The organism is Paenibacillus sp. FSL R5-0749, assembly GCF_038595085.1.
Classification (GTDB): Bacteria; Bacillota; Bacilli; order Paenibacillales; family Paenibacillaceae; genus Paenibacillus.
Genome location: NZ_CP152005.1, coordinates 4406900 through 4430211, shown reverse-complemented (window position 1 = coordinate 4430211; position 23312 = coordinate 4406900). Strand labels below are relative to the sequence as shown.

General features: G+C 46.5%; 22 protein-coding genes. 18 read left to right on the top strand and 4 right to left on the bottom strand.

The annotated features are described in order from the left end of the window. Window positions 1–214 precede the first annotated feature (214 nt). The 8 genes from MKY85_RS19740 to MKY85_RS19705 all read left to right on the top strand — a co-directional run bounded on the left by MKY85_RS19740 (window position 215) and on the right by MKY85_RS19705 (window position 9798). Entirely contained in the window at window positions 215–2467 is a 2253-nt protein-coding gene (locus MKY85_RS19740) for a stalk domain-containing protein (RefSeq protein WP_342570576.1), read from the top strand. A gap of 294 nt (window positions 2468–2761) precedes the next feature. After that, entirely contained in the window at window positions 2762–3223 is a 462-nt protein-coding gene (locus MKY85_RS19735; RefSeq protein WP_339235519.1) for a Fur family transcriptional regulator, read from the top strand. Between the two features lie 2 nt (window positions 3224–3225). Then, window positions 3226–3477 carry a membrane protein insertion efficiency factor YidD gene (gene yidD / locus MKY85_RS19730; protein WP_091018158.1) on the top strand — a complete coding sequence of 84 codons (252 nt, stop codon included), beginning with the start codon at window positions 3226–3228 and terminating at the stop codon, window positions 3475–3477. A 464-nt stretch (window positions 3478–3941) separates the two neighbouring features. Beyond that, a complete protein-coding gene (gene metG, locus MKY85_RS19725) occupies window positions 3942–6002 on the top strand; it encodes a methionine--tRNA ligase (protein WP_342570575.1) in 2061 nt (686 codons plus the stop codon). A 334-nt stretch (window positions 6003–6336) separates the two neighbouring features. After that, window positions 6337–7317 carry a metal ABC transporter substrate-binding protein gene (locus tag MKY85_RS19720; protein WP_342573430.1) on the top strand — a complete coding sequence of 327 codons (981 nt, stop codon included), beginning with the start codon at window positions 6337–6339 and terminating at the stop codon, window positions 7315–7317. Between the two features lie 99 nt (window positions 7318–7416). Next, window positions 7417–8175 carry a metal ABC transporter ATP-binding protein gene (locus MKY85_RS19715; RefSeq protein WP_339235515.1) on the top strand — a complete coding sequence of 253 codons (759 nt, stop codon included), beginning with the start codon at window positions 7417–7419 and terminating at the stop codon, window positions 8173–8175. Between the two features lie 56 nt (window positions 8176–8231). Continuing rightward, window positions 8232–9035, top strand: a complete 804-nt coding sequence (locus tag MKY85_RS19710; RefSeq protein ID WP_017687569.1) for a metal ABC transporter permease — start codon at window positions 8232–8234, stop codon at window positions 9033–9035. A 49-nt stretch (window positions 9036–9084) separates the two neighbouring features. Further along, window positions 9085–9798 carry a cytochrome c biogenesis protein CcdA gene (locus MKY85_RS19705; RefSeq protein WP_342570574.1) on the top strand — a complete coding sequence of 238 codons (714 nt, stop codon included), beginning with the start codon at window positions 9085–9087 and terminating at the stop codon, window positions 9796–9798. A 154-nt stretch (window positions 9799–9952) separates the two neighbouring features. On the opposite strand, the gene splB is transcribed toward MKY85_RS19705, so the two are convergent. Continuing rightward, window positions 9953–11023: a spore photoproduct lyase gene (gene splB, locus MKY85_RS19700; protein ID WP_342570573.1), complete on the bottom strand. Its 1071-nt coding sequence runs from the start codon at window positions 11021–11023 to the stop codon at window positions 9953–9955. A 191-nt stretch (window positions 11024–11214) separates the two neighbouring features. On the opposite strand from splB, the gene mntR reads away from it, so the two are divergent. The 3 genes from mntR to MKY85_RS19685 all read left to right on the top strand — a co-directional run bounded on the left by mntR (window position 11215) and on the right by MKY85_RS19685 (window position 14556). Continuing rightward, window positions 11215–11643, top strand: a complete 429-nt coding sequence (mntR, locus tag MKY85_RS19695; RefSeq protein ID WP_062835284.1) for a transcriptional regulator MntR — start codon at window positions 11215–11217, stop codon at window positions 11641–11643. 210 nt (window positions 11644–11853) lie between these two features. Next, window positions 11854–13464 carry a family 10 glycosylhydrolase gene (locus MKY85_RS19690; protein ID WP_342570572.1) on the top strand — a complete coding sequence of 537 codons (1611 nt, stop codon included), beginning with the start codon at window positions 11854–11856 and terminating at the stop codon, window positions 13462–13464. A gap of 90 nt (window positions 13465–13554) precedes the next feature. After that, entirely contained in the window at window positions 13555–14556 is a 1002-nt protein-coding gene (locus tag MKY85_RS19685; protein WP_342570571.1) for a patatin-like phospholipase family protein, read from the top strand. Window positions 14557–14613: 57 nt separating this feature from the next. Here MKY85_RS19685 and MKY85_RS19680 read toward each other — a convergent pair whose 3' ends face one another. Next, a complete protein-coding gene (locus tag MKY85_RS19680; protein WP_339235501.1) occupies window positions 14614–14946 on the bottom strand; it encodes a hypothetical protein in 333 nt (110 codons plus the stop codon). Window positions 14947–14951: 5 nt separating this feature from the next. Then, window positions 14952–15944, bottom strand: a complete 993-nt coding sequence (locus MKY85_RS19675; RefSeq protein WP_062835280.1) for a DUF1385 domain-containing protein — start codon at window positions 15942–15944, stop codon at window positions 14952–14954. Between the two features lie 213 nt (window positions 15945–16157). Here MKY85_RS19675 and MKY85_RS19670 point away from each other — a divergent pair, with 213 nt between their 5' ends. The 5 genes from MKY85_RS19670 (at window position 16158) to MKY85_RS19650 (ending at window position 20686) form a co-directional block, all read left to right on the top strand. After that, on the top strand, window positions 16158–16736 hold the full coding sequence (locus MKY85_RS19670) for a YqhR family membrane protein (protein WP_339235499.1): 579 nt from the start codon (window positions 16158–16160) through the stop codon (window positions 16734–16736). Window positions 16737–16812: 76 nt separating this feature from the next. Continuing rightward, entirely contained in the window at window positions 16813–17256 is a 444-nt protein-coding gene (aroQ, locus tag MKY85_RS19665) for a type II 3-dehydroquinate dehydratase (protein ID WP_339235497.1), read from the top strand. 39 nt (window positions 17257–17295) lie between these two features. Beyond that, complete coding sequence (locus MKY85_RS19660; protein ID WP_339235494.1) at window positions 17296–18369, top strand: Xaa-Pro peptidase family protein; 1074 nt, start codon at window positions 17296–17298, stop codon at window positions 18367–18369. 314 nt (window positions 18370–18683) lie between these two features. Continuing rightward, complete coding sequence (gene efp / locus MKY85_RS19655; protein ID WP_017687580.1) at window positions 18684–19241, top strand: elongation factor P; 558 nt, start codon at window positions 18684–18686, stop codon at window positions 19239–19241. 191 nt (window positions 19242–19432) lie between these two features. Then, window positions 19433–20686, top strand: a complete 1254-nt coding sequence (locus MKY85_RS19650; protein WP_339235492.1) for an aspartate kinase — start codon at window positions 19433–19435, stop codon at window positions 20684–20686. 87 nt (window positions 20687–20773) lie between these two features. Here MKY85_RS19650 and MKY85_RS19645 read toward each other — a convergent pair whose 3' ends face one another. Continuing rightward, window positions 20774–21523 carry a 2-phosphosulfolactate phosphatase gene (locus MKY85_RS19645; protein ID WP_339235489.1) on the bottom strand — a complete coding sequence of 250 codons (750 nt, stop codon included), beginning with the start codon at window positions 21521–21523 and terminating at the stop codon, window positions 20774–20776. A 263-nt stretch (window positions 21524–21786) separates the two neighbouring features. Between MKY85_RS19645 and spoIIIAA the strand changes: the two genes are divergently transcribed. Beyond that, window positions 21787–22791: a stage III sporulation protein AA gene (spoIIIAA, locus tag MKY85_RS19640; RefSeq protein WP_339235487.1), complete on the top strand. Its 1005-nt coding sequence runs from the start codon at window positions 21787–21789 to the stop codon at window positions 22789–22791. Continuing rightward, complete coding sequence (gene spoIIIAB / locus MKY85_RS19635) at window positions 22784–23302, top strand: stage III sporulation protein SpoIIIAB (RefSeq protein ID WP_339235486.1); 519 nt, start codon at window positions 22784–22786, stop codon at window positions 23300–23302. The genes spoIIIAA and spoIIIAB overlap by 8 nt, the downstream gene beginning before the upstream one ends. The last annotated feature ends 10 nt before the right edge of the window (window positions 23303–23312 follow it).

Genomic DNA, 23312 nt, shown 5'->3' with positions numbered 1-23312 from the left:
ATTTTTTTGTTGAAAGTTGTCAATGGGTAATTTTGGAATCCCATGCCGAAATGATTATTGATAGATAACTATTTTCATAGTATTTTCCTTCTATTAAAAGTTTACAATTCTCCTCTTAACTTTTTAGCAACTTTTCCCGGTTGCAAGCGTCTAATAATATGACTTTTTGAGGGGGATATTTATAAATGGGAGCAGAAGGAGCCAAAGACAAAGAATGAATTTGAAGAAGAAATTGTCCATACTTACCGCTTTTGCTGTTTTTCAGGCGTTTGCAGTGATTCCTGCCAATGCACAATCAGCAGATCAGAGCGATACTACACCAGTGAATACAGCCAAAGTTAAATCCGTGGAGGTTGTGAAGAAAGAACAAACCATCGCGGAATCCGAAGTGAAATCCGAAACAAACACGCCAACATCAAATAATGAAACAACTGAAGAAGTGAATCCGGAAACCAATGTTCCTACAGGAACAGATGTTACTCCAGTTGATCCGGTAGAGGAACCGACGGACGAAGAAGGTACAGCTGAGGAAACACCAGCACCTGCACCAGTAGAAGTAGAGCAACCGTCTACGGGGAGTTCATCTGTTGCTGGAGGCGGAGGTGGAGACCTTACTCTTTATATGAACAGTAATAAAATGATGCAAGATGGCAAAACATATCTTGCCGGGCAGCCAATGGCTGTTAAAAATGGTGTATCCTATGTAGCTATTCGTGCTCTCGTTGATCGGGTTGGCTATGATGTTAAATACGATAACACAACCAAAGAAACGATCATTATTAGTGGTGAAGATGAGCTGCGTTTCAAAACCAACAGCAAGATCTATACCGTTAATGGTGTGTCCAGAACGATGAAGGGCGCGGCTTATCAACAAAAAAATACGTTCATGGTGCCATTGACTTCAATTACACAGGCTCTGGACATTACGTATAAAGTAAATCAATCTGCCAAAACGGTTGTATTGAATCTGAGTACCAAACCGGTGGCGAGCTTCACGGTACAAAAAGAGGTCTTTGCCGGAGACCAGGTGACCTACACCACCAGATCAAGTTCTCCCAAGGGACTCAGCATTGTAGATGAGCGTTGGACAGGTCGTCAGGATTCATTCGACCAACCAGGTGTATACACAGTAACCTATGCGGTTCAGGATTCAAGTGGTCAATGGAGCGATCCGTATTCGGTTACGATTAAGGTTGAAAGACCGAATCTGCCACCTGTCGCAATGTTTACGACAGATAAAGAAGAATACAAAATGGGTGAGAAAATCACTTATATTGATCAAAGCACAGATGATGAGAATGCCATTGTAAAAACAGAGTGGGATAACAATGCACTTGCATTCTTTGTTCCAGGACCGAAGACCGTAACGATTACAGTTACCGATAAACATGGTGCTAGTGATAGCTACACCAAGATGATCAACATTACGGGCGAAACGCTGTATAGTTTGTCCGACTTCAATCAATTGTTCACACCAGTTGGTGAGAAATTCACTTTTGACGGTGGTGGAGTACCCGCATTGGAGAAAGTACCTTTCACTTATTATGATGAACCCAGTCTGCTGATCCGCAGTAACAGCCCGGAAACCGTGAATACAGAAGGCATTGTGTACAAGGAATCTTCCTTCGGACAGACACGATTCATGATTCACCATGTGAACAACACGGGCAAAAAAGTGAAAATGTATGTTGTAGCGACAAACAACAATGCATACACGGCGTCCATTGAACAACAAAACATGGGCTTTGCAGGACCATCTCCTTTTGCAACGGTAGCTGGAAAGTTGTCCATTGATCGTTGGTTCCAGTCCATGCAGAATGGTACCGGACAAAAGAAAGTGTATATCCAGCCAGGAGAAAGCAAACTGATTCTTAATGATCTGAGTGTTCTCCCGATGAAACAGGGACAAGTCATCTCCTTGTATTCGGATGTATTCAGTGACTATGAACTGGATTACAACATTATCATGATCGAAGAAAACAAGGACCCGATGGAAGTGTTGTCGAGCCTGCCGGTTCTGGATCGTGATGGTGTTCACAACCGCGGAACGTACCCGAATGCAACACGGATCATCACGTATGATCAAGAAATAGGATCGAAGCCTGCACGTCTTCCACTTGGAGACAATGCAAGTGATCCGAACCTTGTGGGAACGGACCCGATGGCTTACACAGAAGCTTCCAACGCAGGTAACTTCGGTGTATTGTACAAAATTACATTGAATAATGTTGCTCCGCGCACGTTGATTTCATTTAACCCTCGTGGAGGCAGATACTCAGGTGTGGCACTCGTGAACGGACAAGTTGTTCAGATTTCCACAGGTAAATCTGTAACTGCACCTAATGAGCAAAGCGTAATGTATCGCACAGGTTCATACGGCGAGAGTGTAACGATTCTCTTCTCGGCGGCACCAGGAAGTAACTTGCCTGTTAACCTGCTGTTCACGCCGCTTCCGGCTGAAAAGTAATATCATGAACATGCACGGACGGTTTGGAGTGAAAGCTTATATCATATATACCCGTTCACCCCAAAAGTCGCCCGAACGATTGATCATCTGAACCGTCAGGAAGGGACTCCATCAATATGTAATGTCATTAGCTCAAAGCTAAACGTAATGGCAATGCATGTGTATGGAGTCCTTTTTATGTGTTGTTGGAATGACCTAACCCGGTGTCTTCGTTGACTCTAATCGTAATTTGATGCATTATTAGATGTATACAGAAGAGGCAAAATGCTCGTAAGACAGGAGGTGCTTTAGATCATGCTGTCGACAGAACAGATTATTTCGACTATGTCCTCACAGGGGCTCCGCATTACTGATCAGCGGAAAACACTGGCCCGGTTATTTGCCGAGTCCCCCGGGTATCTTACACCCAAGGACGTCTATGAATATATGGGTAAGACTTACAGCGGACTGAGTTTTGACACAGTATATCGGAATCTGCGGGTGATGCAGGAACTGGGTGTACTGGAACAGGTCATCTTCGAAGATGGCGTTAAATTCAAAGCACACTGTAGTGAAGATCATCATCACCATCATATGATCTGTCTGAAGTGTCAGAAGACGTATCCTATTATTTTTTGCCCGATGCAGCTTGCGGATGCGCCTGAACAATTTCAGGTTGTGGACCACAAGTTTGAGGTGTTTGGCTATTGCAAGGACTGTGCTGAGCATGCTCCTGCCAAAGCGGCGTCGGGACATCACGCTCACGGGAAGCACTGACGATGAAGTTATCGCGCAGAATCGCTCAGGCACCCATTCGTGTGTACCGCAACTATATCTCTCCATTAACGCCGCCAACATGTCGGTTCTATCCGAGCTGTTCGGCTTATGCCATGGAGGCGATTGAAGTGCACGGTGCGCTCAAAGGCTCGTTGTTAACAGCGAAACGTATTGCCAAATGTCATCCGTTTCATCCAGGTGGTGTAGATCTGGTGCCACCAAAGGCGGAGAAGTCTACTCTGGTATCCGAGTAACGTTATAACCTGAAGTATTCGGGTGGCCGTGAAGCAAACTGGAATTGAACTCGAGGCTGCTGCCCACTTGACAAAGGGGCCCGCATTTCAGTATATTTTTCCTATATGTGCAAGTTCAAAAGTCTGGTTTTACTTTTTGAACAACTTCTATATGATTTCCAGTGAAGGGATAAGTACAGACACACCCCCAGTGCAGAGAGCCGGATGAGCTGAGAACCGGTCTGGGAGGAGGATGGAACATGGTCCCGGAGGAACCTCTTTCGAGCGTGCAGACAGCGATTTCAGAGCTGCTGTCGTAAGGCTGAGGCGTGATCCAGCGTTAATGGGCGGTCGAAGGACCGACAGAGCCTGTGTTTTGCGAAAAACATGGGGAATTTGGGTGGTAACACGTGAGAGCAACTCTCGTCCCATAGGGGCGGGAGTTTTTTGTGTTCTTTTTTAGTTGTTTTGGACGAAAGGATCACATGAAGCAGGACCATTTGAAGGAGGAGAAGTCATTCATGGCTGACCAAAAAACATTTTATCTGACAACCCCGATTTATTATCCGAGTGACAAATTGCATATTGGGCACGCGTATACAACTGTGGCGGGAGATGCGATGGTTCGTTACAAGCGTCTGCGTGGTTATGATGCTCATTATCTGACAGGAACCGATGAACATGGCCAGAAGATTGAGCGCAAGGCCCAGGAAAAAGGGCAGACTCCGCAAGCATTTATCGATGATATCGTTGTGGGAATTAAGGAACTGTGGAACAAGCTGGACATTTCCAATGACGACTTTATCCGTACAACTGAAGAGCGTCACAAAACCGTCGTTCAGGATATCTTTGACCGTTTGCTGAAACAGGGAGATATCTACAAAGGTGAGTATGAAGGCTGGTACAGCATTCCGGATGAGACGTATTACACGGAGACTCAACTGGTGGATGTAGAGAAGAATGAGAAGGGCGAGATTATCTCAGCCAAGAGCCCGGATAGCGGCCACCCCGTTGAATTGGTCAAAGAAGAATCCTACTTCTTCCGTATGAGCAAATATGCAGATCGTTTGTTGAAATATTATGAAGAGAACCCGGGATTTATTCAGCCGGAATCCCGTAAGAACGAGATGATCAACAACTTCATTAAGCCGGGTCTTGAAGATTTGGCTGTATCACGTACTACATTTGAATGGGGCGTCAAAGTTAAAGGCGATCCAAAACACGTGGTTTACGTGTGGATTGATGCATTGTCCAACTATATTACAGCTCTGGGCTATGGTTCATCCGATGCATCCCTGTATAACAAGTTCTGGCCTGCGGATGTACATCTGGTAGGTAAAGAAATTGTTCGTTTCCATACGATCTATTGGCCAATTATGTTGATGGCATTGGATCTGCCATTGCCGAAGAAAGTGTTTGCACATGGTTGGTTGTTGATGAAGGATGGCAAGATGTCCAAATCCAAAGGCAATGTGGTTGATCCAGTGACTCTGATTGACCGCTATGGTCTCGATGCACTGCGTTATTACCTGCTGCGTGAAGTACCGTTTGGTTCCGATGGTACGTTTACACCGGAGAGCTTCGTAGAACGTGTAAACTCCGACCTTGCGAACGATCTGGGTAACCTGTTGAACCGTACAGTTGCCATGGTAGACAAATATTTTGAAGGCAAAGCCCCTGCGTTTGCATCGAATGTAACGGAATTTGATGCTTCGCTGGAAGAAGCAGGCCATGCTACAGTAGAAAAAGTGGAACAGGCGATGGAAAACCTGCAGTTTTCCGTAGCACTGACGGCGATCAGCCAATTTGTCAGCCGCACCAATAAATACATTGATGAGACGCAGCCATGGGCGCTGGCTCGTGATGAAGAAAAACGCGATGAATTGGCATCCGTTATGGCTCACCTGATCGAAAGCTTGCGCATTTCTTCCATCCTGTTGCAACCGTTCCTGACGCGTGCTCCGCATAAAATTTGGGCACAGCTCGGCATTCAGGAAGGTGAACTCACGGCGTGGGATACAGCCAAGCAATGGGGGCTGGTTCCGGCTGGAAACGCTTTGCAAAAAGGTGATCCAATCTTCCCGCGTTTGGATTCCGAACAGGAGATTGCCTATATCTCAGAAGCGATGACTGGCGGCCAAAAAGCGGCACAGCCTGAAGCAAGTCAAGCAGAGGCTGGAGCTTCGGCAGCTGTTGAACCGGTAACTGCACCTGAAGGTACGGAAGAGATCGGCATTGACGATTTTGCCAAAGTTGAACTGCGTGTGGCTCAAGTCATTTCCTGCGAACCTGTCAAAAAAGCGGATAAGTTGCTGAAATTGCAGCTCGATCTTGGTTATGAACAGCGCCAAGTCGTCTCTGGAATCGCAAAGTTCTATTCGCCAGAAGAGATGGTTGGACGCAAAGTCATCTGTGTAACTAACCTCAAACCGGTGAAACTTCGTGGTGAACTGTCACAAGGTATGATCCTTGCAGCATCCCATGGCGACCAGCTTACACTTGCTACAGTACCAGACAGCATGCCTAATGGCGCACAAGTAAAATAAGAAGAATCAAATCATAATCCTTTTTTTATGAGTTATGAAATTGATTCAAATATTGTCGTATCTATAACTCAAGGTGGCCCGATGTAATTCGGGTCCCTTTTTTTGTTGATATAATTTCGTATCTGACAGGGAGAGAACAAGCATATACTGTTATAACTCCGTACTTCAGGAAAGAATGAATAGGACGGGATAGCTTGACAAGTAGGTTCAGGTTACCTATAATTCTTTCAGTAATGTTTACGATTAAGAGACGGAGTGAATCATAATGACATTTTATAAAGTGCAACATCAAGTTCCGGATAACCGGACAGGGAAGACAAGCAAAAGAGGCAATATGAAGTTACTGTGGACGGGTTTCCTTATTCTCAGTTTACTGGTATTGTCTGCATGTGCGCAGGATAACTCCAAGAGTGCGACGATTGTGGAAGGTAAAGTAAACGTTGTGACGACATTTTATCCTGTGTATGCTTTTACGGCTGCAATTGGTGGTGAAGATGCCAATGTCATTAACCTGCTGCCAACGGGAGTAGAACCACATGACTGGACTCCAAAGAGTCAGGATATAGTTAATACCTCCAAGGCACAGTTATTTTTCTATAATGGAGCTGGACTGGAAGGATGGGTGCCGAATTTCCTAAAGTCGTTGAATAGCGATACAAAGGTGAAGTCTGTTGCCGTCAGCGAAGGCGTGAAGCTGTTGACCGCAGAGGGTGACGATGGGCACGGTCACGGCGAAGAGCATGAAGACGAACATGCAGATGAGGCTACCAGTGAAGAAGATGTCGCTGATCATCATATTGATCCACATACGTGGGTTAGTCCGAAATCTGCTATGATCATGGCTGAAAACATCAAAAATAGTCTGGTCGAGGCAGATCCTGATCACACAGCAGGGTACGAACAACGTTATGAAGAGCTTCGTACCAAGCTTGAGACGCTGGATCAGCATTTTACAGATGAATTGGCTAAAGTGCCAAACAAGGAAATTGTTGTCTCGCACCAAGCGTTCGGCTACCTTGCACGTGATTATGGACTAACTCAGCATGCGATTATGGGACTTTCCCCGGATGCTGAACCGACAGGGCAGGATATTGTGAAACTTGCGAAACTGGTTAAAGATGAAGGCATTAAGTACATTTTCTTCGAAGAGCTGGTATCTGACAAATTGGCGAAAACTCTGGCAAGTGAAGCAGGAGTGGAGACCATGGTTCTTAACCCAGTTGAGGGATTGACCAAGGAGCAGGCAACCAACGGGGATGATTATTTCACCCTGATGGAGAAAAATTTGCAAAATCTGCTGATCGCATTAAAATAAGATAGAATGAAGGATTCAGGTCGAAGAGTCTTTACCGTTCGCGGTGAAGGCTCTTAGGACGCTATGCAATCCTTATATATAATGAAGGGCGGCTTTGCCATGCAGCAAATCATGCCACTATGTCATGATCCAATTATAGAGATCGAGAAACTATCATTTTCCTACGGGGACCAGCGAGTGATTGAGAATCTCAATTTTATGGCCCAGGAACGGGACTTTGTCGGGATTATCGGTTCCAATGGGGCGGGAAAAACGACATTGTTGCGTATGTTGGTAGGACTTCTTCCTCCTGCGCAGGGAGATATCAAGCTATTCGGAGAGTCGATCCGCAGGTTCAAGGACTGGGAACGAATCGGGTATGTACCTCAAAAGAATGCATTTAACCCGTTATTCCCTGCAACTGTTCGTGAAGTGGTTATGTCCGGTTTGTACAATAACAAAAACATGTTCCGTCGTATGTCTCGCAAATGTCAGCAACAGTGCACAGATGCGATGCAGGTTATGCGGATTGAAGATCTGGCGAACAAACGAATTGGTCAATTGTCCGGTGGACAGCAGCAGCGTGTTTTTTTGGCACGAGCGCTTATCAATCACCCGGATCTGTTGATTCTGGATGAACCCACAGTAGGTATTGATGCCGAATCACAGGCCAGTTTCTTTGAACTGATTACCCATATGCATGAACATCACCGCATGACTTTTCTGATGGTGTCTCATGATATGGATCGGATGGAGAGTTATCTGGGTTCTGAAGCTGCCGTAACGAATGGCAAAATTAATTTCCATGTTCGTCATTCGCATGAGGTACAGGATTGTGCAGAAACCAATCTGCAACATACCACTGCACAGGTACGCTAGCCGTATGTATGGCCCATTAGATTAGAGTAAGTAAGGCCGAAGGAGTCGTGTTTGTTTTGGAAATATTAATGAGTGATTTTTTTCAGCGTGCGCTGGCGGGTGGGTTGCTAATCGGTATTACCGCTCCGTTAATCGGACTGTTTCTGGTCTTGCGGCGGTTATCCATGATCGGAGACACCTTGTCTCATGTGACCATTGCCGGGGTTGCACTTGGATTCCTGATTGAAGTGTATCCCATTGCGGTAGGCTTGATATTTGCCGTGCTTGCTTCATTTGCGATAGAGAAATTGCGCAAAGCGTATAAGAGTTACGCCGAATTATCGATTGCCATTATCATGTCCGGTGGCGTCGCTCTTGCTTCCTTGTTCTTCACGCTGGGCAAAGGATATAATGCAGATGTCATGAGTTATTTGTTCGGCAGCATATATACCTTAGACGCTACAGATCTGAAGCTGGTAGGTGTGGTTACGCTGATCGTGGTGATTGTAGTGGCATTGTTACATAAGGAATTTTTCCTGCTCAGTTTTGAGGAAGATGCAGCAGCGGTTACAGGATTGCCTGTAAGAATTCTGAATATGTTAATCACTGTAATGACAGCACTCGTTATTAGTACGGCGATCAAGATTGTCGGCGCACTACTGGTGTCAGCGCTATTGACCATTCCGGTAGCGGTCAGCCTATTGATGGCTCGAAGTTTCAAATCCGCGATAATTCTGTCCGTGGTGATCGGTGAAATTGCCGTAGTCCTTGGATTGGTTGTTGCGGGCATCTGGAACCTCGCACCTGGAGCAACGATCGTATTATTGCTGATCATGATGTTGATTCTGACGATGATTGGAAAAAAAGGGTTCCGAGCCTGACGACGGAACGAGCAAGCACGTGAGCCCGGGGAAGGGAGACATCCGCTTCATGCCTGATGTTAATGTATGGATGGCTTTTGTAGCAGGTTTGGTCTCATTTATATCACCATGTTGTCTTCCGTTGTATCCGTCATATCTCTCTTACATTACAGGGATGACGGTGCAACAATTGAAGGATGACCGCAATCAGCGAGAAGTCCGCTTTAAGACCATGACGCACACGCTGGCGTTTATTCTGGGCTTTTCGGCTGTGTTTTATTCGCTCGGCTTGGGTGCCGGACTGTTTGGCCAATTTTTCAATGATAACCGGGAACTGATTCGGCAATTGTCTGCGATTTTGATTATGCTTATGGGGTTATTTTTGCTTGGTGTGTTCAAACCGCAGTTTCTAATGAAGGAACGAAAGATGGATATGAAGTGGAAACCAGCAGGCTATCTGGGCTCTTTCATATTTGGTATCGGTTTCTCAGCAGGATGGTCGCCTTGTATTGGGCCTATTCTAACAGCGATTATTGCAATGGCTGCGAGTGAACCCACCACCTGGCTGGCGCTGATTACAGGTTATACTGCAGGGTTTGCCATCCCGTTCTTCATTTTGGCGTTTTTTATTGGTTCGACACGCTGGATCTTACGGTATTCCAATGTCATGATGAAAATCGGGGGAGCATTAATGCTATTCCTTGGAATATTGCTTTTTACAGACCGGATGACGAAGATTACGATCTGGTTGCAGCAGATTACACCAGACTGGATGATTATTTAAACGGATGAACTGAAATTAGATTTTTATTATGCATGATAAAGCAGGCTACATGTTAACCAGAGCCACTCTGGGTCATGTAACCTGCTTTTTAATCGTTTGGTGTGAATGTTTATACCCGCATCACTATTCGTGCAGGGCAGTCCCGTTTTTTCGTTTAGGTGAAGTAATCAATATTGGCTAGTGGAAAATGTTCAAAGATCCGTTCCGTAATGAATTCGCGCAGCGCATCTTGCTGATCATCTTTATACACATACTTGTACTGGCCCCAGCGGCCCCATTTCATCTTGCGTTTCTCGATATCCATCTCCAGCTTGGTCTTAGGATAACGCTTTTCAATGGTCGCTTTGGCCGTTTTGGTAAAACGGTGCTGGATCATCTCAAACGTAAGGTCCTTGGTTGCTTCCTCTGGAAGTGTATCTGCCAGCTTCTGCAACAGCTCGGAATATCCTTCTTCCCAGCCCTCATACCACATAATAGGAGCGATAATGAAGCCAAGAGGGTAACCTGCGTGTGCAATTTTGCCAGCAGCTTCTATGCGTTCCTCAAATCTGGAGGTAGCCGGTTCAAAGTTTTTGATGACATAATCCGAATTGACACTAAACCGGATACGGGTGTGGCCGTTATGCTTAATGTTCAGCAACGGATCAACGTGATGATATTTGGTTACGAAGCGCAAGCGTCCATATTCTTCTTCCGCCATAAAACGGATCAAGTCACTTAAATTCTCCGTGATATGCTCGAGTCCTACAGGATCAGACGTACAAGCGGCTTCAAATCGAGTGATTTCTGGCGCGCGCTCTTCGATATACCCTTTGGCAGCCTGAATGATCTCCTCGGTATTGACGTACACCCGGACATAAGGTTTGGCACCAAGTGTAGTTTGAAGATAACAATAATGGCAGTGTCCCATACAGCCTGTAGAGATAGGAATGGCATATTCCGCTGAAGGTTTCGACTGGTCGAACTTGAGTGTTTTGCGCACACCAACGACCAGAGTACGCTTCGCCATCCGGTACTTTTCTTGTTCGGTTTCACCTGGCAGATTCGTGATCCGGTTATGCGATGTGGTCATCTGATAAGGAATGTTTTTGGAAGTCACCCACTCCATAATACGTTTACCTTTATCATATTCCAGCGCACCGGGTTCAAAGTACACCAAATCGGGAATAAAGGGTTTAGTACCTTTTGCTTTGCGAACTGGCGGTTGAGCTACACTTGTACTCACGAAATCACTCCTTTCGATGCGGAACTTAGCTTAGTTTGCCTCGTTCGGTGAAAAGTCACGCCTGCCAATTACTTGTGTACCGTGCGCTGCGAAATGTGCAGGACTTGCCAATGCGTATTGATAACATGTATCATTATAAGATAGGGACCAGGCACGAATAGGGGCCGGTCAGAGAGAAAAGAGGGAAGCAGATGCCAACGCCCAGTATGGAAGATTATTTGGAGCGTATATACAAATTAATTGATGAAAAGGGCTATGCTCGTGTGTCTGATATAGCTGAAGGACTGGAAGTGCATCCTTCATCGGTGACGAAGATGATCCAAAAGCTGGACAAAGACGAGTACCTGATCTATGAGAAGTACCGCGGACTGGTGCTTACGCCAAAAGGCAAAAAGATGGGCAAACGTTTGATGGAACGCCATCATCTGCTTGAACAATTTTTGACAACGATTGGTGTTCAGGAAGAAAATATCTACAATGATGTGGAAGGCATCGAACATCACCTGAGCTGGGACTCCATTACATGTATTGAGTCCTTGGTTGAATACTTCCGTCAGGATGAGAGTCGGTTGCGTGACCTCAAAAACCTTCAGGACGTCATGAGTAATACGGAGTCTTGAGTTCCAGCAGTACATTAAACAAAGTAATATACAATGAATTGTATCCTGTGATCAAAGGATGCTTCTTGCCGTTTTAATGGCAGGAAGCATTTTTTTGTTTGGTTTGACACCATAATTTGGTGATTTTTCGCAACTAAACGAACGGTAGGAGCGTCTATTAAACTAGTAGAATTTACCGCAAATTTATAATGATTTTGGAGGACTGCACTAATGAATGTTCGTAAAGGATTGATGCTGCTGCTCATTTTTGTACTTGGATTACAGACAGCAGGCATGACGGCACAAGCTGCCGGACAGAAGGAGATTGCTATTTTTCTGGACGGAAACCGCTTGGAATCGGATGTATCACCATACATCTTGCCCAAAGTAAATGTAACGATGGTACCTCTGCGTGTCATTAGCGAAGGACTGGGTGCATCTGTACTATGGTCTCAGGCTACTCGTACCGTGACCATCCAGAAGTCCGATTCCGTCATCACGATGACGAGTGGACGCCAGCAGGCGACCGTGGATAACGCTGTAGTTGGTCTGGATGCATCGGTAGAATTGAAACAGGGTCGGGTTATGGTACCTATTCGATTTGTCAGTGAGAACCTTGGCATTCGGGTGAATTGGAACCAATCAGCCCAGACCATTGATTTGTACACAGGAGACGTTTCAACACCAACACCTGAACCAACTCCGGCAATCCCGGCAGAGCCTGGAGGCACAGGCACTGTACCGGCATCTGAAGAGATGCGTGGAGCGTGGATCTCCACTGTGAATGGAGACTGGCCTTCATCCGGGGCGAAGGGAAATGTAGAGAAGCAAAAGCAGGAATATACGAAACAGCTTGATACATTACAAGGCATGGGCATTAACGCCGTATTTGTCCAAGTGAGAGCCAACGGAGATGCCATCTATCCTTCAGGTCTGGTGCCTTGGAACAGTGTGCTGACAGGGACACAGGGTAAAGATCCAGGTTATGATCCCCTCGCCTTCATGATTGAGGAAGCTCACAAGCGGGGCCTGGAGTTCCATGCCTGGTTTAATCCGTTTAGAGCGACCAACTCAGCGAGCACATCCAATCTGGCTGCAAATCACATTTCCAAGCTTCACCCAGACTGGATTGTGAATGCATCCGGCAAAATGTATATTAACCCGGGCATCCCGGAAGCCAGACAGCATATTATCGATACAATCATGGAAGTGGTCAATCAATATGATATTGATGGTGTACACCTGGATGATTATTTCTATCCATCCAATGTGACGTTTAATGATGATGCAGCCTTCAAAACCTATAACACATTGAATACGAAAGACCGTGCTGAATGGCGTCGGGACAATATTAATCAGTTCGTCAAGCAGCTCGGACAGAGCATTCATAGGGTAAAAGCGAACGTTGAATATGGAATTAGTCCATTCGGTGTATGGCGTAATAAATCTGTTGATCTGACAGGCTCTGATACCAAAGCAGGAGTAACCGCGTATGACAGCATGAATGCAGATGTGCGGACATGGATCAATCAGGAGTGGATCGACTATGTCGCTCCTCAGGTGTATTGGAGTATGACACTAAGCGCAGCTCGATACGACAAAGTTGTGGACTGGTGGGCGAATGAAGTGGCTAACACAAATGTGAAATTGTATATTGGACACGCTCCTTATAAGCTGGGCACGCCGGAGATTGGCTGGCAGACATCACAGGAGATCATCGATCAGCTGAACTACAACAAAAAGTATGGCTCGGTCAAAGGGGACATTTTCTTTAGTTCACAGTACCTGACGAAGAACCCTCTCGGCCTGATTGCCAAATTGAAAGCCTACTATGGTCTATAAAACATTTTAACAACATAGTGATAAGACAAACCCTTGTTCTCATAGAGTGGCAGTAGAAATGTGCTGCCTGGAGAACGGGGGTTTTTTGTGATGTTAATTAACGCGGTATTTGAAGGTGGAGGCGTCAAGGGAATATCGCTTGCAGGTGCTGTTCAGGGTGCTCAAGATTGTGGCATTCAGTTTAATCGGGTAGCTGGCACGTCATCCGGCTCCATTGTAGCTGCGCTGCTGGCCGCCGGTTATCGGGCCGAAGAGATGAAAGACATTATTGAGAAAACACCCTTTATTTCATTGCTGCGTCGTTCCCCCATTTTTAATACCCGATGGATCGGACCCGCAGCAAGGCTGTTCTTGAAGAAAGGACTGTATTCGGGAGAAGCGCTGGAATCATGGATTCGCAAGATGCTGGAGCAAAAAGGGATTCGCACATTCGCTGACTTGCCGAAAGGCAAGTTGCTTATAACCGCATCGGACATATCCAATGGGACCATCTTGGTGCTGCCGGACGATATTCGGCGGTTCGGCATTGATCCTGCTAAGTTGGATGTGGCAAAAGCGGTACGTATGAGTTGCAGTATTCCGTATTTTTTCGATCCGGTTGTCATACGCAAATCGCCAGTATTCTCCAAAGGGCTTCCTTTTCAAGATCAGTTCGTGTACGTAGTGGATGGTGGGTTGCTTAGCAATTTTCCGTTGTGGCTCTTCGATGGTGATCGTACGGGACAGGGGGGAGATGTTATTCCGGTCGTCGGATTCAAAATGGTGGGCAAAACGGAGGTGGAGCCTGCCCGGATTAAAGGACCGCTAAGCATGCTTCAGGCCCTTGTGGAGACGATGCTCACAGCACATGATGAACGCTACATCGAACAGATTAACCGGTTTCGTACCGTGAAAATACCAACGCTTGGCATTAAACCAACACAATTTCATTTATCGTTACAGGACAGCACGGCTTTATACCGTTCAGGTGTTACCGCTGGAAGCGAATTTTTCAACGGGTGGAATACGAAAATGTATGATGAGCAGCTGGACAAACAAAGAAAAGAATTGCGCAAGAAACAAGCAGAAGCTCCACCGCTGATTCCTGTATAAACGTGAAAAAAGCAATTCTCCGCATGGGAGAATTGCTTTTTGTACATTCAGTAACTTTTAGTGATATTTCGGTATATCTTCATCGCTTTTACCCTTTTGTCCCTGAATCACCTGGAAAGGATAATCCTTGCGTTTCTTTGAAGAACCGCTGCTCTTTCTGGCACTGGACTGTGCATTGACTTTCGCCATGGTTCGTGCGGATGGCTTAATCTTCGGTGATTTGGTTTTGCTTGCCCAGCGACGAGGCGGATATCTGTACAGCAGGAATACGGCTCCGAACACGACCAGAGGAATAATGATCCTGGATGGACTAGCATTTCCCAGCCAAGTCAAGACTCCAACAGCAGCTAGTGCGATGAACGTCCAAAATAAGATTGCCTGCTTGTTCATATCATTCACCCTTTCACAGGATCGAGTGTTGCAACAGGTACTTCTGATGTAGCAGAGACATTGGCAAGCTTGGCATCCAACTCACGCATACGGTTAAACGAAGCAATGGATACTTCTACCTGTTCGTTGGTCGGTTCTTTTGTTGTCAGCAATTGCAGCCATAATCCCGGATAGCCGAGATAACGTAGTACAGGAATATCGCGTACCGAATTCGTGAGCTTTAACAGTTCAAAAGAAATGCCTAGCACAACTGGCAATAACAACAGACGCTGACCCATACGTTCCCAGAGGTTATCGTACGTGAAGAGGGAGTATAGAAACACGCCAATAATGACAGTCAACATGATGAAGCTGCTTCCGCAGCGGTAGTGCAGACGGCTGTACTTTTGCACGTTCTCCGGTGTCAGTTCTTCACCAGCTTCATGTGCGCTAATGACTTTGTGTTCCGCTCCATGATACTGGAAGAGACGTTTAATCATCGGCGTCTGTGAGATTAACCACAGATAGGCCAGTAACAGGATCAGCTTAATGCCGCCTTCCAGTAAATTATGCAAAAACTGATTGTCGAATGCATTTTTGAATAGAAAATTCTCGATAACAACAGGAAGCAATGTGAGCACAACTTTACCAAAAAGGAATGAGAGGATGGCTACGGCGGTCACACCAATGATCATGCTAAGGCTCCACCCCGAACCTTCTTTCTCTTTTTGCTTGGCTTTCTCTTCCGGTTCCAGTTCATCATCAGCATAGGCGTCAGCAGAATAATTGAGATGTCTGCTACCTTTGACACTTGAATCTATAATGCTGACAATTCCGCGTAATAAAGGAATCCGCCGCAATTTCGTGACCCAGGACTTGTCTTGCTTGGGAACTTCCAGATACGTAATTTCGCCGTCTTTTCTACGAACAGCTGTAACGTTGACATGTTTCCCACCAAACATTACGCCTTCAATGACAGCTTGCCCCCCATAGCTGACAGGCTTGGATTGTTGAGGCAAATTATTCACCTTCCTATTCTGTTCTTGGCCTTCGCAATCAAAGGCAGTTTAATAACCCTATTGTATCGAATTTTAAGACCAATTTCTAGTTTGTGAGTCAAAGCTTGAAGGATGTTGTTAAGATTGTCCTGTTTTGAACATACTACCTCGTAGAATCAGACAGGAAATTCGGGGCATAACGCGGGATTATCAACTGAATGAAGGAGAATATCGATGACAGAACGTACGCATGAAGATACATCACATCATGAAGGTCAACGACCGAGAGAACGGCAGCCAAAAGACAGGGGCAGGCGCCCTACCCAGAGGCAGGGTCAAGCGCACTACTATACCAAGCCATTTTCCTTTGCTTTGGAGCTTGGTTTCTTTGCAGGTCTAATCTGGGGAGGGCTACACTGGCTATTCTACCTGTTGCACTTTACGATTGTGCCTGTAGGATTTCTCGCAGAGCCTTTTTTCAAACATCAATATATATATACCGCAGCAGGGCATTTGACAGGGTGGCTGTTTTTTATTGTCTTTTCGGTCTTGGCTTCCTTGCTCTACACGTTTACGATTAGAAAATTGAAAGGGCCGTTACCCGGCATGGTGTATGGACTTGTCTGGTGGCTGATTCTCTTTGTGCTGGTCGGACCAAAACTGGGAATGATGAAGCCTTTGAAGGGTTTAACATGGGATTCCATCATCACGGAAATCTGCTTCTTTTTGCTATGGGGGCTGTTCATTGGATACACGGTAGCCATGGAGTACACGGATGAACGCAAACGCGAGCCAGAGCAAGCAGGGGCATAGCGCAAAAAAGCTTCTCAATCCGGCAATGCCTGTGTTAAAATAGCAGATGGTTATTTGCAGAGAGGGTGGAGCAGCGATGAAACGAATTATTGTGATCAATGGTCCGAACCTGAACATGCTTGGCGTACGCGAACCAGGCATCTATGGAACGCTTAGTCTGAAGGATATTGAGGACAAAATTCGCAGACAGGCTGATGAACTTGGCGTCTCCATCGCTTTTTATCAATCGAACCATGAAGGGGATATCATTGATCGTATTCATGCAGCGATGGGCGAAGCAGACGGAATGATATTGAATGCCGGAGCATTTACTCATTATAGCTATGCTATACGTGATGCAATCAATGCTGTAAAAGTCCCTACAGTGGAAGTACATCTATCCAACATTCATGCACGCGAAGCGTTCAGACATCATTCAGTGATTGCAGCGGAAACAATCGGGCAGATTGCCGGATTTGGCGAAGTAAGCTATGAACTGGGATTGCTGGCTCTTGTGCGTCATCTGGACAAACAAACCTGAGCCGGGAACCCGGGAATGTGAGAGAAAGAAGGGTTACCGATGGAAAACAAACGAGTTAATAAATTGCGTGAAGCCATGCGTGAGCGTGAACTCAGAGCAATGCTGATTACAAACCCGATTAACCGTCGTTATATGACGGGTTTTACAGGCTCGGCGGGATATGTGCTGATTACGGAACAGGATGCTTTCTTGTTGACTGATTTCCGTTACATGGCTCAAGCGCCTCAGCAAGCCAAAGGATTCACTGTTGTGGAGCACGGAGCTAAGCCAATGGACACGGTGCGCGAACTGCTTGCGTCCGCGAATATCAAAGAAGTAGGCTTCGAGCAGGATAGTGTTACATTCGGCACGCACTCTGCTTATGCTGAAGCACTTCAATCTATTGAACTGAAAGCTGTATCCGGGATCGTGGAACAACTTCGCATGTTCAAGGATGAAGACGAGATCGCGGTCATGCAGAGAGCGGCAGATCTGGCAGATGCCACCTTCAGCCACGTTTTGCAGTTTGCGAAACCAGGCATGACGGAGCGGGAAGTGGATCTGGAGATGGAGTTTTTCATGCGCAAACATGGAGCAACGTCCTCTTCGTTTGACACCATTGTAGCATCGGGTGAACGTTCTGCTATGCCTCACGGGGTAGCGAGCAGCAAGGCTATCGGGCAAAATGAGTTAATTACATTTGACTTTGGTGCACTTTTGGACGGATACTGTTCAGATCTGACACGTACCATTGCAACAGGTACACCTGTACCTGAACTGCGCAAAATTTATGACATTGTACTGGAAGCTCAGTTACATACGCTGGAGAACCTGAAACCGGGCATGACCGGACGGGAAGCAGATGCATTGGCTCGTGATATCATTGCAGGTCACGGATACGGAGATCAATTCGGACACAGCACAGGCCACGGTCTGGGTATGGAAGTTCACGAAGCTCCTCGCTTGTCCAAGCTTAGCGACGATGTATTGAAACCGGGTATGGTTGTTACCGTTGAACCGGGTATATATATTGATGGGCTTGGCGGCGTGCGTATCGAGGATGACGTAGTGATTACCGAGACGGGTATTCATATTCTCACGAAGTCGGACAAGAAGTTCACCGTAATCGGCTAAATTACAGCCACAAGGGATATAAGACGATTTTTAATATAAAGGTACAGGTTATTGCTGAATGTTTTGGACCATATGCAAAAGTAGTGAAGGGAGCGGAATCGATTCTGAAGAAGCGAAGCGCTCGCCTTTGTCTCCTCATTTTAAACCTTATTAAAATCTAGTCGGGAAAATGAGGAGACAACAGCGATCGGAGGAACGATCCGAACCCGTAACGGTCACATCGCACATGGTCATCAATTCAGAATAAACCCACCTTTACATTAACCCATCGTCTTATATCACCTACTTTTCAACCATATCAGGAGGGATTTTTTGTGATTTCAGTAAACGATTTTAAAACAGGCTTGACCGTGCAAGTAGACAACGATATCTATACCGTGCTTGATTTCCAACACGTTAAACCAGGTAAAGGCGCTGCCTTCGTACGTTCCAAATTGAAAAACCTGCGTAATGGTAACACTGTTGAAAAAACATTCCGTGCAGGCGAAACCATTGGTCGTGCCATCATCGAAAACCGCGGCGTATCCTATCTGTATGCGAGTGGTACAGAACACACGTTCATGGATAACGAAACTTATGATCAGTTCACATTGACTAGTGATCAACTGGAATGGGAATTGAACTTCCTGAAAGAAAACATGGTCGTTAAAATCGTTAGCTACCAAGGTGAAATCCTCGGAATCGACTTGCCAACAAGCGTTGAGTTGAAAGTCATCGAGACTGAGCCAAGTGTTAAAGGTAACACTGCACAAGGCGCTACCAAAAATGCAAAAGTGGAAACAGGCTTGAACGTACAGGTTCCTTTGTTCATTAACGAAGGTGACGTTCTCCTGATTGACACACGTGAAGGCAAATACTCTTCCCGTGCGTAACTTTCACAAGCTGTAAGCTAATAAACGGTATTAACAACCCTTTGCCATTCCTTTGGCAGAGGGTTTTTTTCGAAAAAAGATTAGCCTATCAGGCGCTTTCGTAATATACTGGGTTAAAGTCATTTCTCGTAGAGAATAATGACGATGGACATCAATTATGCATACTGCACAAGGTAGGGAGTGGATTTGCGTTGTCATTGTACGTCATGAAATTTGGGGGCAGCTCGGTCGGAGATACAGAACGCATGAAGCGTGTAGCCGGACGTGTTGTAGAAAAAGCGGATGAAGGACATCGGTGTGTAGTCGTGGTTTCGGCCATGGGGGATACAACAGATGATTTGATTGATCAGGCAAAACAACTGAATAGTGAGCTGCCTGCTCGTGAGATGGATATGCTCTTAACCACAGGAGAACAGATTTCGATCTCTTTGTTATCCATGGCTATTCAAGCGCTTGGGCGCAAGGCAGTATCGTTTACAGGCTGGCAAGCGGGTTTCCGCACAGAGCCAGTTCATGGAAAAGCACGTATTCATGATATTCATCCAGACCGTGTGAATGCAGCACTTGCTGAAGGCAACATCGTTATTGTTGCAGGCTTCCAGGGCATGACGGAAGACGGCGAGATCACAACATTGGGTCGTGGTGGTTCGGATACAACAGCGGTAGCGCTGGCAGCAGCCATTAAGGCTGATGCGTGTGAGATCTATACGGATGTAGACGGAATATATTCTACGGACCCGCGGATCGTTAAGGTTGCGCGCAAGTTGAAGGAAATATCGTACGACGAAATGCTGGAGCTCGCTAATTTGGGGGCAGCGGTGCTGCATCCGCGTGCTGTAGAGTACGCGAAGCATTCCGGTGTACCTTTAATTGTAAGATCCAGCTTTAACCATAATGAAGGAACGGTTGTAAAGGAGGAAGCAGCAATGGAACAAGGCGTAGTGGTTAGTGGAATTGCCTATGACAAAAATGTGGCTCGCATCAGTATTTTGGGTGTGCCGGATGTACCAGGAGTTCTGGCCGAAGTATTTGGTGCACTTGCGGCAAATCAGCTGGATGTGGACATTATCGTTCAGAGCGGAGTGATGGATGGAAAAGCGGACTTTTCTTTCTCTGTGGCGCTGTCTGATCGTGAGAACGCATTGCGTGTCATTGAAGGCCTTCACAGCCGTTTGCCTTACCGTGAAGTCACATCAGAGGAGAACCTCGTTAAAATCTCCATTGTTGGTGCAGGCATGGTCAGTCACCCAGGTGTAGCTGCGAAGATGTTCAAAGTCATCTCCGCTGAAGGCGTGAGCATCAAAATGGTGAGTACTTCGGAGATCAAAGTATCTTGTGTTATTGATGGAGATAAGCTGCATGACGTCATTAAGGCATTGCATACAGCATATGATCTCGACACTGCCGAGCAAGCCGTTATCGGTGGACCACAAGATCGCAGATAAGTTGTTTCTGTGTATATAAATTAGCAAAGGTGTACTGTTGCCAACGGGCAGCAGTACACCTTTTTTTTGTTTTACTCATCGCCATTCTCACATTAACTTGAACATCTTCCCCCCACGTATGCCTCTATAAGGTTGCATGCGGTTCCCCTCCCCCATCTCCGGAACGCAATCCAGCAGGTTTAATTGAGAACAATACGATATATCATGAACTCTGCCTAACTTTTCAAGCCTCCGTCCGCTAACCGATTTTTGCACCAGATCCGGGATGCTCTCCTGTTTTTGGGATACCGCTTGATGAAGCACTGTGCCGAGATCGTTTAGTTGGAGGGGAGAACAGGATTGACGGTGCAGTTCATCGATGATACATCCGGCACATAAAGCGTCCTCCAGTGCAAATTCATCCTGGTTCCCCGCACATAACAGCAATACATCTCGTTGAAGTTCACATAGAACTGCTGCAACAGCCTGCACATTGAGGAATGAACCAGCGAATACATGTTTCCCCTTGGAAGCCTTGATCAAAGCTCGGGTTCCATCGGTTGTGGTTAGAATAATGGTTTTATCTGCAATGCCTGCGGTCATATATTCATAGGGGGAATTTCCCACCTCAAATCCGGTGATTTTTTTGTCAAAACGCTCTCCGCCTCGAATGCAATCTTTCACTTCCATTTGTTTGGCTTGTGGAACCGTCTCTACGGCAATCACAGCCGAAGCGTCATACGCCAGAGCCGTAACAATTGTACTGGTCGTACACAATACATCAATGACAACTGCACTTCGCCCTGCAATATCAATGGTACGTACTTCATTCACATTGCCAACGACATCGACTCGCACTCCCCACAGCTCCTTTCTGTATCTGGGGATCGGTAGTTCTGTTTTGAACCCGAATGGAACTTACCTATCTGCCATTACTGTATGCATGCGCATCTAGACGGGTGCCTAGAACAGAAGGTGGATCTATGCTTTCAACTCTCAACCGTATTCTGAAGAATTGATAGATTTCAGCGTCATAAATTAAATGTACAGGCATAAACTTGAGATATGAACAAGCGCCAGAAGCGTGAACCAAATGATCTCAAGGTTGGAGGAGCCTACTCATGAAGGTGAACTGGAAGGAACTTTTTCCGGAACCGATTCGAACCATTCTCGGAAGGATGCCACCCGCTCTATTGGAACAAGTGGAGGAAGTACGTATTCGTGAAGGCAGACCCCTGGAGATTAATGCAGACAACACATACCACTTCCTGACACCTCAAGGTTGTCCGACCGGGAATCCTGATGAAGCGTATGTCCCTCAGAAAGAAGTGACCCACAGGTTGCTGGATCTGATCAGTAATCATTCACTTTATACATTGGAAGAGGAGCTGCGCAAAGGGTTCATCACCATACCTGGCGGACATCGAATCGGACTTGCTGGCCGGACGGTACTAAGTGATGGGCGTGTTGAATACTTGCGCGACATCAACGGGTTTAACGTTCGGATAGCCCGTGAGGTACATGGAGTGGCTGATCGTATCCTTCCTTACCTTCTCGACATGAAGAGCGGACAGGTCCTGCACACGTTAATCCTGTCACCACCACAACAAGGAAAAACGACGTTGCTGCGAGATCTGGCGAGACAAATTAGCAGTGGTACAAAGCTTACAGGGGGCAATGAACTGGTTCAAGGCATTCGTCCACGTCTGAAAGTAGGCATTGTGGATGAAAGGTCCGAAATCGCTGGTAGCTACAAAGGAGTACCTGGCTTCGACGTAGGTCCCCGAACTGATGTGATGGACGGTTGTCCGAAGGCTGAGGGCATGATGATGATGCTTCGATCCATGTCGCCCGATGTCCTGATTGTGGACGAGATCGGTCGCCCGGAGGATGCTGAGGCGGTGATGGAAGCCCTGCATGCAGGAGTCTCTGTGATCGCGACTGCTCATGGCCGTGACCTGTCGGAGCTGTCGGCCAGACCCGCCCTCAGAACCTTAATTACAGAGCAGATGTTTCAACGTTATGTCCAGCTGCAACGGACGAGCCGGGGCATGACCTTTCGGCTGGCTGATGGCAAAATGCGTGGGTTGCAGCAGAGCGGGGCAGGAGGTGAAGGATTTGGTTAACATGCTTGGTGCGGTAATCATTCTATTAGCCAGCACCCTCGCCGGTTTTTACAAGGCCAGACAGTATGCATTAAGACCGAGACAGTTGCGAGAACTCATTGCGGCCCTCCAGCGACTAATGACGGAGATTAACTATGGGCTCACTCCACTTCCCGATGCCATGGGCAAGATGGGAGCCCAGACCAAAGAACCTGTTAAGACGCTGTTCCTTCATGCAGCCACACAGATGGAACCTCCCCATGGACTCACCGCCCGCGAAAGTCTGCAGTCAGGCGTGGATGTGGCATGGGGAAGATCGGCCATGAAGGCTGACGAGCGTGAGGTCATGATGCAATTAAGCTTCAGCCTTGGCACAAGTGACCGTCAGGATCAGACCAAACATATATCGTTAGCCATTCAACAACTAATGCATGAGGAATCCCGTGCTCAGGCGGATCAAATGAAATATGAACGAATGAGCCGAAGCCTCGGGATGCTTGTCGGAGCGTTAATCGTCATTCTGATCTTCTGAAATAGCCGGG